This is a genomic window from Paenibacillus sp. B-A-8, from assembly GCF_048572915.1.
Taxonomy (GTDB): domain Bacteria; phylum Bacillota; class Bacilli; order Paenibacillales; family Paenibacillaceae; genus Paenibacillus_AQ.
Genome location: NZ_CP183882.1, coordinates 2,490,917 through 2,507,105, shown reverse-complemented (window position 1 = coordinate 2,507,105; position 16,189 = coordinate 2,490,917). Strand labels below are relative to the sequence as shown.

The window sequence follows — 16,189 nt, the reverse complement described above, 5'->3', positions numbered from 1 at the left end:
GTCCTTTCGTCTCCTTCAGTGATGATCAGCGCCCACTGCTTCAGAGATATGACTGAATCCATCCCGCCGTAAGAGCTGCCGTAATCCGGCATGCAATTTGCGGTTAACCTCCGGTCCTTCGTAGATGAGAGCTGTATAAATTTCTACCAGACTCGCACCTGCTCTTATCTTGTCATACGCATCCTGACTGGTGAAAATACCGCCTGATCCAATAATCGGCATCTTCCCTTCCGTCTGGCGATAAATACTGCGAATGATCTCCGTTGAGCGGTCGCGTAGCGGCTTACCGCTTAAGCCCCCCGTCTCATTAGCCTTTTCATGACTAAGTCCATCACGGTTCAATGTAGTATTCGTAGCAATAATACCATCCATACCAGCTTCTGTCAGTGTCTGAACCATATATTCAAGCTCTTCGTCACTTACGTCTGGTGCTATCTTAACCAACAAACTTTTGGTAATACCGGTGGCTTTACGCTGAATCTCCATCTCTTCCTTCACTTGTGCTAACAGGAACGCTAATTCACTGCCATGCTGGAGACTGCGCAGACCAGGTGTATTCGGCGAGCTGATATTGACCACAAAAAAATCACCGTACGGATAAAGCGTACGGATGCATTGACGATAGTCTTCATGAGCCGCTTCATTACTAGTTATCTTATTCCGGCCAATATTAACTGCTATCGGAATTCTCCGATTCTTTAATTTCTTCAGACGCTGTGCCATGGCATCAGCCCCTTCGTTATTGAAGCCCATTCGATTAATCAGCGCTTCATCCGAAGGAAGACGGAACAAACGCGGGCTATCATTACCCGGTTGACCCTTAGGGGTAACCGTGCCCACTTCCATAAATCCGAACCCGATCGAAGAGAATCCAACTACCGCTTCGGCATTTTTATCCAAGCCTGCTGCAAGTCCAACCGGGGTCGGAAAATGCTGGCCGAACAGATCAACGGCTAAATCCGCCGTTTCAGGAACTCCGTACATTAAACGCAGCGCAGCGCTTCCGCCTGGCACTGATGACGATTTATCCAATCCACCTATGACGAGATGGTGAGCCTTCTCGGGATCAATCTTAAAGAAAATTGGTTTACCAAAATTACGATACAACACCGTTCTCGCTCCTTAAGGGGTACTTCACAAATCCACGTGTCTACCCGTTTCTGTAGGTTTCTTCTTAATTTTAGCCTTTTCTTGAACAAAAGAAAAGTATTTTACAGTGCGAGTATGTAGAGTACATGACGCTGAGTATAGTAATTTTCTTGTAAACGCATTACAATATAGGTGTATTCAGCGATTAAGAGAGAAAGAAGGTATGCCCAGTATGTCAACTAAACGTAAACCACCAACTTTGCAGCAAAAGAAAGAAGAAGTTAACCGTAAAGCGCTAATGTGGATTGGCGTCAGTTTAACTTTACTAATTCTTCTAATCATTGTTCTGTTTATCGTTGCAGGAAACTAATTCAGCCAGTGGTATACTTTGTGGGGGTTGGTCTGATCATGCTTAGCAGTAGAGCTGAAGCGTTTAGCCGGCACAATCTGCTCTTCAGGCAGAACCCCTTTACTAATCACTACTTTTGTACCTTTAGGAATCAGCGCGAATAGCTCCTCCACATCTTCTCGCCCCATACGAATACATCCAAGTGATTCATCCTTGCCGACACTGTCAGGCTCATTCGTGCCATGAATCGCATAATTACTATCTGAAAGCTGAAGCCCTCTGCTACCAAAATCCCCATCATCTCGTCCATTGGGATTCACTACTTTATCTGTAATGAAGAATTCACCCTCTGGTGTCTTATCTCCGCCAAGCCCTACTGCATAATTCCGTAAAATAATAGAACCACTGACAACGGCCAATCGGTAGTTTTGTTTATCTACAATGACTCTTAGCGGCTGATCAAAAAAAGGAATATCACTCGCAACACTTCCACTTTCACTTAATGCTGTCGGTATACTCCTTACACCCTCGTTAGTTGAGCTTGAAGGCTCCGCAGTGGCTTCTGTCGCTCCCTGTGTCACCTTAGTCATAGCTACCGCTTTAAGAGGGCCGAATTCCCGCTGCATGACGGTTGTCGTCCCACCAATCCAGTTCTCAGGAAAAGTTCCTGTTAATTCCGATAAAGTAGCAGGAAGCTTACCTTTATCATTCTGGTAAGACCGCATTGCACTCCATAATGTGGAAATTTCCTCTTGGTCACTCTGCCACACTGCCGCATCCTTGGCAAGCTCACCTTGCTCAGGCGGCTCACATGCACATGCCTTAGGATCGTAAGACTGATACACCATCCTTCCCTTTCCATTCTTTTGCAGCGTGAAATTTAGCGGAAGCTTTTCTTTCCAGAGCAGCCATTTGCCCTCTCGCTCCATCCCTAATGCAGCAGCTTGAAAAGGTTCTTTACGGATTAGCATTTTCGCCATTACTTTCCCTTGCGAAGCCGCGCCTTTATTCTCTTGCGCCGTATACATCATTTTTCCTGCCTCGATAACAAGCTCTTGGACAGAGTCTTTTTGATCTGGCAGATCTTTGACTTCTGAAACAGACGCATCTTGAAGCACTTCTTGATCTCCTGTAACCCCAATGCCCGGAGCCACTGCTGAAGGTACCATTAGCAATATTAGAAGCATTAGTACCATTGATATGTATCTCAATCTTTGTTGACCGCGCTCACGCTGGCGACTCACCTGCAGCAATCCATCTTCGTATTCGCGTAGCATTTCAGCAGGTACCTTACTATGCTCGAAAGCCTCATACACTTCACCAGCCTGATTGAAGCAATAGTTGGCTTTTCCTTGTTGACCGTTCTTATAGTATTCCTTCCCCAGCAAGTACCATGCCATCTTGTTATCCGGGTGCATCTGTACATATGCTTTGAGGTGCTGTGAGTTCTTCATCGGAACCTCCGAGTATTTATAATTCCTACCTTATTAATATCGGTCAGACATAGCAAAAAAGACATCCCTAGCTGAACAAAAAGTTCAAAGGAGATGTCTTTATGTTGTGTCGTACGTTACTCTTTATCGAGTAATTAACCTTCTTTGTTAAAAGGTTCGTCCGCAATTTTAATGGAGTCGGTTGGGCAACCGTCACAGGAATCTTGGAGATCATCAAACAAATCATCCGGAATCGCTGTCACACCGTGGTTTCCGTCATTTTCATAAATAACTTCCGCCAAACCTTCATCATCGTAATCAAAAATATCAGGAGCCGTCGCGCCACATGCACCGCAAGCGATACAAGTGTCTTTTTCGACCCAAGTGTACTTAGCCATTTTTTCTCTGCCTCCCGTTGAGCAATACTGCGCTGTTGAACCAGCGTCTTATTTTTCTCATATTAATATAAAAAGAATACAATTTCAATTGATTTTCAATACGTTTGCATTTCTGACGCAATCTACGGCATATATTTTGACACGTCAAAGAACGTTCTTGTCACTCATTATCCGGCTCAACAGATAGCAGGTTATCCTTTTGCAGCGAGGTACCACGTTCTTTATGATTACGAAGCCTTGCAGAATGAGTATCACTTAACATCCCGGCGGTCAAAACTGCATTTTCACCAAATTTATTGCGCAGCATATCCATGGCCTTGGTCAGTGATTCTTTCTTTGGCTGACGTTCGTAATCGAACAAATCCAGTTGAATTGCAGATTCCTCTTTAGCGATCAATCCTTGCAATGTCACACCAAGCAGTCGAACTGGCTTCTCACCATTCCAATGTCGAACATAGAGATCACAAACAGACTTGTAGATATCTTCACCACTCTCTGAAGGTGCCTCAAGCTGACGCGAGCGAGTAATCGTCTTCATATCTGGCGTTCGAATGGTTAGCTGAACACCCGAAGCAACAAGCCCTTGCTTACGCAAGCGCCGGGCTACCTGATCACTTAAATTCAGCAAAATGGGTCGTACCTCAGCAAGGCCAACGACATCCCGCGGCAGTGTTGTGGTGTGTCCGATCGACTTACTTTGCTCTCTCTCAGGATTTACTATCCCATGATCGATGCCGTTCCCTGCACGCTTTAGCCATGAGCCCATAACTCCAAAATTCTCAACCAGCATTTTCTCATCCGCTGCTGCTAATTGACCAATACTGTAAATACCCAGCTTTCGAAGCTTTTCTGCTGTTTTTCCACCTATACCGAACATTTCATTACATGGCTTGTCCCATAAAATCTTAGGAACATCACGAAGCCGCAGTACCGATATACCATTTGGTTTTTTTAAATCGGAGGCCATCTTCGCCAGCAGCTTATTTGGGGCAATACCAATAGAACACGGCAAACCCAATTCTTCCATTATACGTCGTTGGATAGTTTCCGCAATTCCCATAGGAGTACCGAATTGCCTGGAGCCCGTGATATCTAAGTAACATTCATCTATCGACACTGCTTCCAATAAAGGTGTATAGCTATAGGCAATCTGCATAAAAGCATTAGAATATTTCCGGTATAAATGGAAGTCCGGCTTAATAACGATAAGCGATGGACAAATCCGAAGTGCCTTTTGTACCTGCATACCCGTCGAGATCCCTAATCTGCGGGCGACATACGAACAAGTAACAATGATCCCTTTCCGTAATTCAACACTACCTGCAACTGCAGTAGCCTTACCTCTGAATTGGTCCGGGTCCTCTGCCTCATGCACCGAGCAATAAAAAGCATTCATATCCACATGCAGGATGACCCTGCCACTCGTTGGATAATACTGATCAACATTCTGCACAATATCTACCTTCTTATCCTCAGGGTCTCTATTGTCCAATTTAGAATACCTCTCCGCTGCGGTTAGGTCAACTTTAGTGGCTGTAAAGTTCTTTGTTACATTCCCGCGTAAAAATGCTATAATATATAAATTCATTTCCCTTGCCAATGCTTCCGATGTGAGTTTTGCACGAAGTGAATCCGGAAGACGAAGCTTACAAAACTTTTAGGAGGACACTCATGTCTAAGTCCATCTCCATCTTCGATACTACATTACGCGACGGCACCCAAGGTGAAGGTATCAGTCTGTCGGCTGACGACAAGCTGAAGATTGCCAAGAAGCTCGATGATCTGGGTGTGCACTATATTGAAGGTGGCATCCCGGGAAGCAACAATAAAGACATTGAATTTTTTAAAAGAGTCAAGGAGCTTCATTTGAACGCCAAAATTACAGCGTTCGGCAGCACTCGGCGGAAGAATTCCTTGGCCGAAAACGATGACAATTTAAAACGTATGATTGATGCAGGGGTTCCTGCTGCTACACTCGTCGGAAAATCTTGGGATTTTCATGTGCACACTGCATTACAAACTACACTTGAGGAGAATCTCGCCATGATTGGCGACTCCATATCCTACTTGAAACGTCAAGGCCTAGAAGTGATTTTTGATGCCGAGCATTTCTTTGACGGGTACAAGAACAACCCTGAATATGCAGCAGCCGTTCTGTCCAAAGCCAGGGAAGCCGGAGCAGATTGGCTTGTGATGTGCGATACCAACGGTGGAACATTACCATTTGAAATTCATGAGATCGTTACTACTCTGAGTCAACAACTCCCAGGAGCGAATTTCGGAATTCACACTCACAATGACTGTGAGTTGGCGGTAGCTAATACCCTTAGCGCCATCGGAGCTGGAGCACGGCAAGTTCAAGGCACCATCAATGGGTACGGTGAACGTTGTGGCAATGCCAATCTATGTTCTATCATCCCTACCCTTCAGCTCAAAATGGGGTACCACTGTATTCCTGGTGATTCATTACCACAGCTAACGAACACAGCACGCTACATCAGTGAAGTAGCCAATGTTAATATGCCGGTAAACCAGCCATACGTTGGAAATGCAGCCTTCGCACACAAAGGTGGAATCCATGTCTCCGCCATCATGCGTGATTCACGGACCTATGAGCACATCGCTCCTGAGCTTGTCGGCAACAAGCAACGCGTCCTGGTCTCTGAACTGGCTGGACAGAGCAACGTGCTCTCCAAAGCGCAGGATATGGGTTTAAATCTGGACCCAAGCAGTGAGCAAGCTCGCCGGGTGATCGAAAAGATCAAAACGATGGAACATCAAGGTTATCAATTTGAAGGTGCCGATGCGTCACTGGAGCTTCTTCTTCGGGAAGCTACCGGTGAGATGAACGAAACCTTCACTTTTGAATCCTTCAAGATGTTAGTCGAAAAAACCGCAGAGCATCCCGTAGTCTCTGAAGCCTTCGTGAAATTGAAAGTGGGCAATGAGAACCTCTATACCGCTGCTGAAGGTAACGGTCCGGTCAACGCACTCGACAACGCTCTTCGTAAAGCGCTGCAGACTTACTTCCCGCAGTTGAAAGATATGCATCTATCCGACTATAAAGTCCGTGTAATAGATGAACAGGATCAGACTGCGGCAAAGGTACGAGTATTGATTGAATCTAAGAACTTCACAGACACTTGGAGTACGGTTGGCGTCTCCAGTAACGTCATTGAAGCAAGCTGGGAAGCACTTGTTGACAGTATGCGTTACGCACTTCTGAATCAACTCTCGCTGGACAATGAAAATTCTGCAAGTAGTGAACCTAGAGGTCTGGTAAATCATTAATTCATATCGTTTATAAGCATTCATATGACGAAGAACCCCCTTCAACAGTCCAACTGTAATGAAGGGGGCCTTTTATAATTCTAGGTGTAGATCCTTTATGGTCCTGTAAGCTTGATTATTTTCTTCTCCAGCTCTTCCGGACTAAGAATGCCCAAAATAATTTCTGAGATGACTCCATTCTTGTCAATAAGCACGTTGGTTGGAAATACAGCTCCGTTATATTTGCTATACACCTCATCTTTCACATCAAACATAACCGGGAATACAAGACCGTATTTCTTGATAAAACGTTCTGCATTAGGTTTATAATCCTGACTGCTCACATTAATACCGTAAATATCTAGAACATCCTTATACTTTTCCGCCATGGCATTAAGCTCAGGAGCTTCCTGCTTGCAGGGATCACACCAGGATGCCCAGAAGTTAACGAGGACCGCCTTCTCACGCGGACCGTTAACAGCATAGATAGTTCCATCCGTTCCTTGGAGTGAAAATGAAGGCGCGAGCAGTCCAGCCCTAGGCCCAATTTTCATCGGTGGCTCATCTTGCTGTCCAAAAACAGCGACAGCCTTCGGCTCACGATTATGCCACACCGCAAGCCCTGCTACACATACAATAAGAATCACTATCGTGATATTTAATTTATTTACTGCTTTCATTGGGATCTGTTCCTTTTCAAATGGAATAGTTTTCTACTATTGTACCCTCATTAACTTCAATTTCAAACCATCCATTTTTTAGAAAAAAAGAAATGTAAATTTTTTTGTATAGCAAGAAACTTGTACACATATTTTCACAAAAAAAGAGGGTTCCGTCAGCGACGAAACCCTAATGAAGAGAGAGGGGTGAACAAATGGCAACATTACAGGGAAATATTCAGGCTATAAGACTGAAACATTCCGTACAGCAAGCGCTGGGGAAGCACCTGCTGTCCAGTTATCCGCATGAAGCATGCGGAGTCCTGCTGGGTGCTGCCGCAGCGGGTGGCATGCTCATCGATACTTACGTACCTATGCGCAACGTAGCGCCAGACCCGCTGCACACATTTACTCCCCACCCTGAAGAGTGGATTCATGTCCTTTACAATGAGCCGACACTCATCGGTTTATTTCATTCCCATCCAAATTCAGAACCAATACCCTCGCTCGCTGATTATAAAGGATTAGCAGCACTAGGGCCTGAATTTAAGATCTACCTTATCGGTTCTCCCAGAACTAAAGATGGTTGCTCTCCAATTATGAATGGATTTTATATTGAGCGGTATTCAAATGAACAAGGAACACCTGTCCCTGAATTAATTCAAGCCCCGCTTCACGTTCTACTCAAATAAGCATATAAATCACCTAAGGTATCTACTTGACCCCGCTCCGAAATTTCTCGAAGATAAGCCACCCATAGTTGGGCTGTCATTTTGGCATCTTCTAATGCATTGTGACGCCCACGAATCGGAATTTCATGGACATTTAACAGCTCGTCGAGTGTATAGTTGCTACGCTGCGGCTCGAGCCAACGTGCAAGCATCATCGTATCCAGCACCCGGTGTGTAAGCTGAACTTTAGAAGTTTTCCATAACGCAGCATTAAGAAAAGCTTTATCATGAGAGCTTGCATGTGCCACCAGCACATTTTGCCCGACAAAGGACATAAAATTGTGAAGACCATCTATTAAGGAGGGGGCGGATTGTGTCATTTCTTCCGTTATCCCTGTTAACCTCGTAATATCATCTGGAATAGTCGTCTGACAATTCACCAAGGTATAAAAGCATTCATCTTCCTTAATATTCTCTCCAACAACCTTAATTGCACCAAACGACATAATTTCATCCCCATGCTGATGAGAGAATCCCGTCGTCTCTAAGTCAAATATAACAGTCTCAAGTTCTGACAGCGGGGTACGCAGCACCTCAGGACGACGCTTTTCACGCATGAGTGATCGGATATAGGCCATTTGCTGTGCAGTCTGATGAGCCGTTTCTCCACCCTTCATCGAAGCGATCGCCGACGGCATTCCGCCTTGTCTCAGGTTATTCCAAAATCCCCCATTCTTGTTCGGCTCCCTCATGTTCGCCACCTTTCCGCTGAGCGGAGCTGACGCTGCAACGCCCGATGAAGACGTCTAACAAGCAGCAGACTTTCTCGCAGCTCAGACAACAGCTGCTTATTCTTCAGTTCACTTTCAGCAACATAATCACTGCTGATTAACAGTCCATCCTGGACACTAAATGGTGTGTTCACTCGCATCCGCATCGCCAGCAAGAAAGCTCGCCGAATATTATCCAAATGTTGATACTTGTGAAGCTTATCAAGCTCTTCAATTCGCTCTAAGGTCGAGTTAGCTTTAATTCCATGCAATAATGACAATCGTCTAACAATATTTACTAATGGGATATAGACCCCATACTTAATATCAAATCCACCTGCATAATCACCAAAGCGCTCTGTCAACACCTGTCCCAGCAGATTCAAAGTCGCTTTATGGCGGACTGTATTACGAAGAACGGCAACGGACAACTTTTCGTTGTCAACAAAGCCTTCATAAAAAGCCTCTTGCCACAGCGCTGATAACTCAGCACTTCCTGCAACATGGCGCATATCTGAAGAAATGATAAGATACCGGATAGGCTCCCATTCCAATTGGGTTCTCCATTCCTTCAATTGCTCCATCCATTCAGATAAGGTCTTCCGCCACATCCCTTGGGAACACATGACCTTCCCTGCACATTTCTCATATCCTACCTCTTCAAGCAGATCGGATAATATCGTTCCAAAAAATTCAAAATATCTATTCTTCTCACCATCTGGCTCACCGTCAACGATCAGTCCATTATCCTGATCACTCCACAGCGTAGCCTCCTGCCTCCCACTACTGCCAAACACAATAAAGGAATAAGCACAGGGAGGCGGGCCATAGCCCGCCTCTTTCATTTGCGCCTCACATATGAGTACCGCAGTCTGTGCAATAAGATCATGCATCGTATTCACACGAAACATCCATTCCTCAATTGGAATCACATTTAACTGTTCAAGCAGAATACTTTGGCAAGCAATTCGCCTCTCTTTAAGCTCCTGTGGCGAACCGGCTAAGACGATGGTCCTAAAGCTTTCATCATTATACTCATCTGTTAACTCCATCGAAGCCACACGGTCCGCCTCCCTGTCTGAGGATTAATATTATTGTTTAAGGGTTTTGGATTCCGATTCAGCGATTAATTTCATTTGTTCAGGGTATCCGTAAGTACCATGCTCACTGATATCCAGACCCATCAATTCTTCTTCTTCCGTAACACGAAGTCCGATCGTCACCTTCATTACATACAAGATGATGAAAGAAAGTACAGCTACGAAAGCAAAAGTTCCAACTACCCCCAGTACTTGAACACCCAGTTGGTGGAAACCGCCACCGTAGAACAATCCAGCTTCCCCTACCAAGCCACCTTTAGTAATCAGCTCCGGTACAGCGAATAGACCTGTGGAAACCGCCCCCCACATTCCCGCAATACCATGTACAGAGAAAGCATAGATCGGATCGTCAAGCCCTGCACGTTCCAGCCATTGGGAAGTCATGAATGTGAACGCACCTGCAACCAATCCAATAATAATTGCTGCCCATGGTTCAACATAAGCGCATGCTCCAGTAATTGCAACCAGCGCAGCTAGAACACCATTCAGCATTGCAGGAATATCAGATTTACCAAAATACAACCAAGAAGCAATCAAAGCTGCCAATCCGCCTGCTGCTGCTGCGATATTCGTAGTTAATGCTACGTGACCAAAGAAACCTCCCATTGGGGACAAAGCACTACCTGGATTGAATCCGAACCAACCAAACCAGAGGATAATCACACCTAGTACAGTGAATACTTGGTTATGACCTGGAATAATGACCGGTTTACCATCTTTATTGAACTTGCCAAGTCGTGGCTTAAGCAATATGGTCGCTACTACCGCTGCAGTTGCACCTGTAAGATGGACAACCGTGGAACCCGCATAATCTTGCATTCCCAGCTCAGCCAACCAACCGCCACCCCATACCCAGTGCGCTACGACAGGATAAATTACGATTGAGAATAAAATTCCGAATATAATGTACACACTAATCTTTGCACGTTCTGCCATACCTCCAGATACGATAGCTAAGGAAACCGCTGCAAAGGCCATTTGGAACAAGAATTTAACATTTAAAGTAACATCAGAAAATGCAAGTGATTCAAATGAAGATGCTGTTGAATCTCCGCCATACAAGAAGCCTGTAGTTCCGAAGAAGCCGTTACCGTTACCGAAGCCAAGACCAAAGCCAACAGCCCAGAAGCAAAGACTCGCAATGGCCAGTGTCAGTACCGTCTTACCGGCTACGTGACCTGCATTCTTCATCCGAACTGAACCTGCTTCAAGCATTGCAAACCCCGCTTGCATAAAGAAAACTAAAATGAATGCCAGGAAGGTGAACGCAGTGTCCAACCCGATTTGCAAATCTGCGTTTGTCGGACCGTCTGCTGCAAAAGCACTTACCGGATAAACCATCAGTGTAATCATGGCCAGTAACATCATCAACCATTTCTTTTTCATTTTTACCCCACTCCCCAATGTTATATTTTCTAACAAAGCGTGAAACTCTTAATGTCATTATAATCAGAAGTCAGGTAAATTGACAAGACTATTTTTGGGAATGTTTTTAATTTATTTTCATCAAGCACACAAAATCTCCATAGTACGCTTGGACTATCTCAGTATTTTGGACCCATACAGCCACATAATCATTGAAATAACTACGTGAATATACCCCCTGATATTACCTTTTTATTGAATTTCTTCTCCATTTCTCTATATAAACATGACATACAATGTAATATTTGTATCTATAATTCAGTTCGTGTACCTCGATCCGCGCATTTGCCTCTGTTTCCGCTGATTCGATCTCACGAGTCGACACCTTTGTTCTTGTCTAAGCTTGGGTTCGCCCCTTTTGAGGGTTTCAATCAATAGAAGGTACCACAAGGCGTACACAAACAAAGGACACCCTCCCGGGTGTCCTCTGAATGAACATTTTAGAAAGCAAATGGATTCTGCTTCATTTCTTCTCTACTCAATTATACGGCAATCTGTGAGTATGTCCGGTTTATGTCGCATGCTATCCAAGTTAGTTATTTTTCGGATTACTTTACACGGTACACCTGCTGCAAAAGAATCTTCTGGAATGTCCTGAGTCACGACACTACCTGCACCTATTACGCATCGATCTCCAATCGTAACCCCTCCACATACAGTTACATTGGCTGAGAGCCAAACATCGTTACCAATGCTAACAGGTTTAGCATAGCATAATACCGCAGCATCACCATTTTGATCAAGCATTTGTCTACGCTCGGAGGCGACGAATGGGTGAACAGGTGTAACGATGGTTACATTAGGCCCAAAACTAACATGATCACCTATCGTAACCTGTGCATCATCCTGGACTGTAAGATTATAGTTTCCAAAAAAATGATTACCAATTTTCGTATGCACACCATAATGAAAAAACACAGGACCCTGGATAAAACAATGCTCACCCATGCTATCAAGTAACCGTGACAATATCTCCTCCCGTTCCTCTGTCTGATCCTCAAATGTTCGACTATATTGACTACTCAAATTGTGGGCGAGAAGCTTTTTACGCTTTAATTCTGCGTTTCCTGGATTGTATAATATCCCTTTGAATATTCGCTCTTCTTCTGTCAAATTCTTCACCTCTTTTAGTTTTCTTGAGCTACATGTAATCAAGAATACATTATTAGACAGTAAGTTCAATTTGAATGTTTTCTGGCCCAATTATACAGCTTTCATAATATCCGTCACCAGTGGTCCGCGGCCCACTTATCGTTCTAAACCCCGCTTCCGCCAATTGCTTGGTTAGCAGATCTACTTGTTCCCTACTGCCTAAGCTAAAAGCTAAATGAGTTAAGCCCGTCCGCAATAGATCATGAACGCCTTCTACCATATCCGGTCTACTCATAATCTCCAATCTTGCGCCACCCTCAAACGTGAGGAAATAGGTCCTTAATCCAGTTTTGGGATTATGGTATTGACTATTTGACTTAGCATTAAAGAATTTGCTATAAAATTGTCTACAGCTTTCTAAATCTTGTACATACATAGCAATATGTTCAATTTTCATGAAAATCTCCTTTCGTTTTTATTAATCTTTCTTTTTCTGTAAATTAGAACCTTCATCGACACTTACTCCATTGTGAGGTCCCTCGTAATATTGTTAAGCCATTTATATTTAAAATAACGTATTAAGGCAATCGAAGCTTTAATAACCTCGTCTAAATTGAGGATAATAAATATCGTTAGAGGGGAGAGTTGCCACACAAATGCACTCATGTATCCCAGCGGTAATATGATGCCCCACATTACAATCGTGTCACACCAAAATCCAAATCTGGAATCCCCTCCAGCAACAAATATTCCTCCAATCGTCGTGGAGTTTATTGATTTCGGAATACAACAATAAGCACAGACCAGCAGCATTCCACTCAAATATATTTGTGCTTGATCATCCAAATTGACAAGCATAAACACCAAAGGCTTCAGTAATAGCATGGTGATACCTGCAATGATTCCAAACCATATAGCATATACATTCAATATTTTCCCAGCTCTTTTAGCCATTTCAATTTCGCCATTGCCTAAATATTTACCAACAAGTACGGAACCCCCACTTGCAAGACCTCCGCATAATACAATAACCAGATTCTTAACGACCGAGGCAACTGAATTTGCAGCGACCATATCCGCATTGATATGTCCAATAATTGCAGATGTCACAGTTAATGCACATCCCCAAACAATATAGTTTCCTTGAACGGGTAGTGTATACCTCAGAAAATCCTTAATCAAATTACGCTGAACCATGTCATGTAAAGGTAACCTAAACTTTAAACCAGCTTTGATCGAGTGGATGATACAGCAGCCAAATTCAACGATACGTGCCAGAACTGTCGAGAAAGCAACGGCTACGATAACCTTTTCTGGCTGATCCGGATAAAGTATTAAAATACTTATTACATTCAAGAGAATGTTCAATACAAGGGCACATAGAGCTGATCCAGGCACTCACTCGGGCATTTTCCATGCTTCTAATTACACTAAAGTACATTTGAGATATTCCGCTTATCAGATTGGAGAACGAGATCACTCGCAAAAAACTCGATCCATATCGTATTAACGTGTCGTCATTTGTAAAAAAACTCATTAAGTGATCCGGCATCAACAGCGATATCACAAAAAAGATAGCGGATATAATAATAGACATCGTACATCCGATACTAAAGACCCGTTCAATTGTCATTAAATCTTTCTTTCCCCAATACTGAGCAGTCAAAATCCCTACCCCTGCAGACAATCCCATATAAAACAGTGTTAATACAAATGTAATTTGCCCAGCTAACGATACGGCAGACATTGTAGATTGGTTTATAAAACCCAACATGAATATATCTATGGTCACAGCTAACGATGAAATGAGGTTTTGTAAAGCAATCGGAATGACCAAATTAAGCAATTGGCGATTGAATTGCTTATCTCTCATCTCAAGCGTGCTTCTTCATCCAGATCTTCCTCAGTGATTTCTTTGTCCTTGTAATAGTATTTTAGGTCGTGTTCATTAATGGTGCGCATCACCCTGCATGGATTGCCAACAGCAATGGAGTTAGCCGGAATATCTTTTGTTACAACACTGCCGGCACCAATGACAGTATTTTCACCAATCGTGACTCCAGGACAAATTGTAACATTCGCCCCAATCCAACAATTGTTCTCAATTTCCACTGGTTCAGCATACATATATCCTCTGTAATCCGGATGGATTGGATGTCCTACTGTAGCAATGGTTACAGCAGGACCGAACATAACATTTTTTCCAATAATAATTTTAGTGTCGTCAACAAAATTACAATTAAAATTAATGTACGTTCCATCTCCAATCTCAATGTTTGTACCATAGCAAAAATAAAAAGGTGGCTCGATCCACGCCTTCGTTTCTTTTCCAAATATTTCTTGAATGAGTTGTGTACGCTTATCTAGATCATCTGGCGTCGTTAAATTAAAGGCATGCATTCTTCTTTTCGCCTTTACTCTGTCTTCAGGCAGTCCTTCACAATAATCAGTAAATAGTTTACCGGAGGCAATACGTTCTCTCATCGTCATCTTTCTGGCTCCTTATAAAATCTTTTGGATTTTGTATTATTGTCGTGCAATATCAAAATTGTATAATTTCCTTGTAGTCCTAACCACCGAAATCAAATATAATTCTATTAAAATCGTATTTGGTTTAAGGGAGCTGTAGTTGTGAGTGTTGAACTGGAAGTATTCTCCGATTTATCCGAAGAACTAAATTATAATCTTCCTGATTTTCCGCTGTACGTTCGAAAAGGATCACTGAATCATTTCGATAAATATGCAGCAGCATGCCATTGGCATCAGGACTTGGAATTTATTTTAGTGCTAGATGGGCAGATGGAGTATTTTGTAAATGGAGAAATTGTTTTGATTGAACGAGGTAACGGAATTTTCATCAATAGTAAGCGTATGCATTAAGGCTTTTCCAGCAAAATAAATTGAATTGTACATTCATTGTCGTTGTTATCCATCCTTCATTACTCGGAGTAAACACACAGGTAGGCAAAGTCTATTGGGAAGAGAAATTTGATTCTGATACTGAAGACTATATTATGATTACTTCGCAAAGCACGTGGGGAAAGGAAATTCTGCATTCCTTACATCGGATTTATGAAGAAATGAACAGTAATCCTTGCAAGCCACTACGTCTCCTTTCACTGGCTGCCTCCCTTTGCGCAGACGTCGGAGATCATATACAGCGGGTTCCCGGGCAGATAAATAATGACCAGTCACGGATTGCCGTTTGGAAAATGACGGGATTTATTCATCATAACTTTGACCTTAGAGTGACCCTAGATGACATCGCTACCGCCGGGTCTGTTTGCAGGAGTATATGTTGCGAGTTGTTTAGCACGTTCATTGGCCAAACCCCTAATACTTATCTGGTGCAATATCGAATTCAAAAGGGCTCCGAGATGCTATTGGGAACTAATCGGTCGATTAGTGAAATAGCGATGAATTGCGGATTTCAAAGTGCGAGCTATTTTTCATCTGTATTTCGTAATAAGACCGGTTTGACACCTCAGAATTACCGAAAAAAAGTTCGAACCCCCTCCCATTCATAACCGCTCGTATTGCCTCTTCACAACACCGGCTAAATTATAAGAAACCTTGTATATGATCACCCACAATCACAGCTGTCGCTTCGCCTTATAAAACTCAGGATACAGCTTCATGAGCACCTGCTTCTGAATCCGCGACACATAACTCCGTGAAACCCCAAGCTCCTTTTCATATCCCCCTGGGGTGCGCTCCTCGCCACATATGCCAACCCGAAGCGACCTACGACGACTTCCTTCTCGTGAGCGTTATCTCATTACACTTTTATCCTTTCGGAGCGGATCATGTTAGGATACGTCCTTACGCGTCTTCTTTAGACTTATCACTCCAAATTTGATATCACGGGGAGTTTGAGTGTATTGTATATAAACAACACATCACTTTCATGAATTTACTTCTCTTTATTGCATA

At 43.3% G+C, this 16,189-nt stretch carries 18 protein-coding genes and 1 pseudogene; 5 read left to right on the top strand and 14 right to left on the bottom strand.

All coding sequences use genetic code 11. The features are described from left to right. Positions 1-15 precede the first annotated feature (15 nt). Positions 16-1,110: a quinone-dependent dihydroorotate dehydrogenase gene (locus ACN6MV_RS10755; protein WP_042126349.1), complete on the bottom strand. Its 1,095-nt coding sequence runs from the start codon at positions 1,108-1,110 to the stop codon at positions 16-18. Between the two features lie 211 nt (positions 1,111-1,321). Between ACN6MV_RS10755 and ACN6MV_RS10750 the strand changes: the two genes are divergently transcribed. After that, positions 1,322-1,459, top strand: coding sequence for a hypothetical protein (locus tag ACN6MV_RS10750; RefSeq protein WP_167348489.1), 138 nt, complete (start codon positions 1,322-1,324; stop codon positions 1,457-1,459). On the opposite strand, the gene ACN6MV_RS10745 is transcribed toward ACN6MV_RS10750, so the two are convergent. The 3 genes from ACN6MV_RS10745 to ACN6MV_RS10735 form a co-directional block, all read right to left on the bottom strand. After that, on the bottom strand, positions 1,456-2,892 hold the full coding sequence (locus tag ACN6MV_RS10745; RefSeq protein ID WP_042126347.1) for a L,D-transpeptidase: 1,437 nt from the start codon (positions 2,890-2,892) through the stop codon (positions 1,456-1,458). The two genes, ACN6MV_RS10750 and ACN6MV_RS10745, sit on opposite strands and share 4 nt — an antisense overlap. A 134-nt stretch (positions 2,893-3,026) precedes the next feature. Next, on the bottom strand, positions 3,027-3,269 hold the full coding sequence (locus ACN6MV_RS10740; protein WP_042126345.1) for a ferredoxin: 243 nt from the start codon (positions 3,267-3,269) through the stop codon (positions 3,027-3,029). 160 nt (positions 3,270-3,429) lie between these two features. Next, complete coding sequence (locus ACN6MV_RS10735) at positions 3,430-4,761, bottom strand: DNA polymerase IV (protein WP_419886321.1); 1,332 nt, start codon at positions 4,759-4,761, stop codon at positions 3,430-3,432. 179 nt (positions 4,762-4,940) lie between these two features. On the opposite strand from ACN6MV_RS10735, the gene cimA reads away from it, so the two are divergent. Continuing rightward, a complete protein-coding gene (gene cimA / locus ACN6MV_RS10730) occupies positions 4,941-6,560 on the top strand; it encodes a citramalate synthase (RefSeq protein WP_042126343.1) in 1,620 nt (539 codons plus the stop codon). A 95-nt stretch (positions 6,561-6,655) separates the two neighbouring features. Here cimA and ACN6MV_RS10725 read toward each other — a convergent pair whose 3' ends face one another. Continuing rightward, positions 6,656-7,219 carry a TlpA family protein disulfide reductase gene (locus tag ACN6MV_RS10725; protein ID WP_419886320.1) on the bottom strand — a complete coding sequence of 188 codons (564 nt, stop codon included), beginning with the start codon at positions 7,217-7,219 and terminating at the stop codon, positions 6,656-6,658. Between the two features lie 194 nt (positions 7,220-7,413). Here ACN6MV_RS10725 and ACN6MV_RS10720 point away from each other — a divergent pair, with 194 nt between their 5' ends. Continuing rightward, positions 7,414-7,890 carry a Mov34/MPN/PAD-1 family protein gene (locus ACN6MV_RS10720; protein ID WP_419886319.1) on the top strand — a complete coding sequence of 159 codons (477 nt, stop codon included), beginning with the start codon at positions 7,414-7,416 and terminating at the stop codon, positions 7,888-7,890. On the opposite strand, the gene ACN6MV_RS10715 is transcribed toward ACN6MV_RS10720, so the two are convergent. From ACN6MV_RS10715 to ACN6MV_RS10680, 8 genes are all read right to left on the bottom strand, one after another. Beyond that, a complete protein-coding gene (locus ACN6MV_RS10715; RefSeq protein ID WP_339290281.1) occupies positions 7,872-8,621 on the bottom strand; it encodes an exonuclease domain-containing protein in 750 nt (249 codons plus the stop codon). The genes ACN6MV_RS10720 and ACN6MV_RS10715 overlap by 19 nt on opposite strands. Continuing rightward, entirely contained in the window at positions 8,618-9,691 is a 1,074-nt protein-coding gene (locus ACN6MV_RS10710) for a DUF294 nucleotidyltransferase-like domain-containing protein (RefSeq protein ID WP_042132052.1), read from the bottom strand. Before ACN6MV_RS10710 ends, ACN6MV_RS10715 begins: the two co-directional genes overlap by 4 nt. A 39-nt stretch (positions 9,692-9,730) precedes the next feature. Next, a complete protein-coding gene (locus ACN6MV_RS10705; RefSeq protein WP_042126336.1) occupies positions 9,731-11,125 on the bottom strand; it encodes an ammonium transporter in 1,395 nt (464 codons plus the stop codon). A gap of 513 nt (positions 11,126-11,638) precedes the next feature. Beyond that, on the bottom strand, positions 11,639-12,286 hold the full coding sequence (locus tag ACN6MV_RS10700; RefSeq protein ID WP_419886318.1) for a sugar O-acetyltransferase: 648 nt from the start codon (positions 12,284-12,286) through the stop codon (positions 11,639-11,641). Between the two features lie 43 nt (positions 12,287-12,329). Then, on the bottom strand, positions 12,330-12,713 hold the full coding sequence (locus ACN6MV_RS10695) for a VOC family protein (protein WP_419886317.1): 384 nt from the start codon (positions 12,711-12,713) through the stop codon (positions 12,330-12,332). 62 nt (positions 12,714-12,775) lie between these two features. After that, positions 12,776-13,624, bottom strand: coding sequence for an MATE family efflux transporter (locus ACN6MV_RS10690; protein WP_419886316.1), 849 nt, complete (start codon positions 13,622-13,624; stop codon positions 12,776-12,778). Beyond that, a complete protein-coding gene (locus ACN6MV_RS10685; protein WP_419886744.1) occupies positions 13,518-14,030 on the bottom strand; it encodes an MATE family efflux transporter in 513 nt (170 codons plus the stop codon). The genes ACN6MV_RS10690 and ACN6MV_RS10685 overlap by 107 nt, the downstream gene beginning before the upstream one ends. A gap of 95 nt (positions 14,031-14,125) precedes the next feature. Further along, positions 14,126-14,746, bottom strand: a complete 621-nt coding sequence (locus tag ACN6MV_RS10680) for a DapH/DapD/GlmU-related protein (protein ID WP_042126328.1) — start codon at positions 14,744-14,746, stop codon at positions 14,126-14,128. Between the two features lie 141 nt (positions 14,747-14,887). Between ACN6MV_RS10680 and ACN6MV_RS10675 the strand changes: the two genes are divergently transcribed. Both ACN6MV_RS10675 and ACN6MV_RS10670 read left to right on the top strand, forming a co-directional pair. Then, positions 14,888-15,136 (top strand): cupin domain-containing protein, encoded by a 249-nt coding sequence (locus ACN6MV_RS10675; protein ID WP_419886315.1) that lies wholly within the window; start codon positions 14,888-14,890, stop codon positions 15,134-15,136. 134 nt (positions 15,137-15,270) lie between these two features. Continuing rightward, positions 15,271-15,783, top strand: coding sequence for a helix-turn-helix domain-containing protein (locus ACN6MV_RS10670; RefSeq protein ID WP_419886743.1), 513 nt, complete (start codon positions 15,271-15,273; stop codon positions 15,781-15,783). Positions 15,784-15,849: 66 nt separating this feature from the next. On the opposite strand, the pseudogene ACN6MV_RS10665 reads toward ACN6MV_RS10670, so the two are convergent. After that, a pseudogene (locus tag ACN6MV_RS10665) lies at positions 15,850-16,019 on the bottom strand (RNA polymerase subunit sigma); the annotation flags it as partial. Positions 16,020-16,189 lie beyond the last annotated feature (170 nt).

Bases quoted from the DNA above. Each gene is read 5' to 3' on its own strand.
- ACN6MV_RS10685 (WP_419886744.1), bottom strand. From the start codon at position 14,030: ATGTTGGGTTTTATAAACCAATCTACAATGTCTGCCGTATCGTTAGCT.
- ACN6MV_RS10710 (WP_042132052.1), bottom strand. From the start codon at position 9,691: ATGGAGTTAACAGATGAGTATAATGATGAAAGCTTTAGGACCATCGTC.
- ACN6MV_RS10680 (WP_042126328.1), bottom strand. From the start codon at position 14,746: ATGACGATGAGAGAACGTATTGCCTCCGGTAAACTATTTACTGATTAT.
- ACN6MV_RS10705 (WP_042126336.1), bottom strand. From the start codon at position 11,125: ATGAAAAAGAAATGGTTGATGATGTTACTGGCCATGATTACACTGATG.
- ACN6MV_RS10745 (WP_042126347.1), bottom strand. From the start codon at position 2,892: ATGAAGAACTCACAGCACCTCAAAGCATATGTACAGATGCACCCGGAT.
- ACN6MV_RS10750 (WP_167348489.1), top strand. From the start codon at position 1,322: ATGTCAACTAAACGTAAACCACCAACTTTGCAGCAAAAGAAAGAAGAA.
- ACN6MV_RS10720 (WP_419886319.1), top strand. From the start codon at position 7,414: ATGGCAACATTACAGGGAAATATTCAGGCTATAAGACTGAAACATTCC.
- ACN6MV_RS10740 (WP_042126345.1), bottom strand. From the start codon at position 3,269: ATGGCTAAGTACACTTGGGTCGAAAAAGACACTTGTATCGCTTGCGGT.
- ACN6MV_RS10725 (WP_419886320.1), bottom strand. From the start codon at position 7,219: ATGAAAGCAGTAAATAAATTAAATATCACGATAGTGATTCTTATTGTA.
- ACN6MV_RS10715 (WP_339290281.1), bottom strand. From the start codon at position 8,621: ATGAGGGAGCCGAACAAGAATGGGGGATTTTGGAATAACCTGAGACAA.
- ACN6MV_RS10670 (WP_419886743.1), top strand. From the start codon at position 15,271: ATGATTACTTCGCAAAGCACGTGGGGAAAGGAAATTCTGCATTCCTTA.
- cimA (WP_042126343.1), top strand. From the start codon at position 4,941: ATGTCTAAGTCCATCTCCATCTTCGATACTACATTACGCGACGGCACC.
- ACN6MV_RS10695 (WP_419886317.1), bottom strand. From the start codon at position 12,713: ATGAAAATTGAACATATTGCTATGTATGTACAAGATTTAGAAAGCTGT.